Here is a 565-nt window from a genome sequence, read left to right as displayed (position 1 = left end):
CATGGTTCTCGCGCGCGTGAGCCAGCTGGCCGGGGCGCATCGTGCCGCGGAGTCGCAGCTGCGCGTCCTCGCCGACCACGACACCCTCACCGGGCTTCCGAACCGCCGCGCCGTCGAGCGCCACCTCGAGTCACTGCTCGACCGCGTCGCCCGCAGCACCGCCGCCGGCGCCACGGTGTGGTTCATCGACCTCGACGACTTCAAGCCCATCAACGACACCCGCGGCCACGCGATCGGCGACGAGCTCCTCACCGCCGTCGCGCACCGCCTGGCAGGCCTGGTCCGCGAGGACCGCGGCGACCTCGTCGGCAGACTCGGAGGCGACGAGTTCATCGTCGTCGTCGAAGGAGACCCCCAGGCCACCGCCACGACGCTCACCGCACGCATCCGCTCCGCGTTCGACGACGACTTCACCCTCAGCGACGGCCCCGCCCAGGTCTCCGCCAGCATCGGCCTCGACACCGCCTCCCCGCACGACCCGCACACCCTCGACGACATGCTCACCCACGCCGACCACGAGATGTACGCCGAGAAGCACGCCCGCCGACTCGACCCCACCGACTGA

At 71.9% G+C, this 565-nt stretch carries 1 protein-coding gene; it reads left to right on the top strand.

Annotated features, from left to right (window positions below):
• Positions 1–565 (top strand): GGDEF domain-containing protein (locus tag B7K23_RS00015; protein ID WP_084124004.1); only part of this gene is annotated, 565 nt, incomplete at its 5' end.

It is taken from the genome of Demequina sp. NBRC 110054 (assembly GCF_002090115.1).
Classification (GTDB): Bacteria; Actinomycetota; Actinomycetes; order Actinomycetales; family Demequinaceae; genus Demequina.
This window is presented reverse-complemented; position numbering and strand designations above follow the sequence as displayed.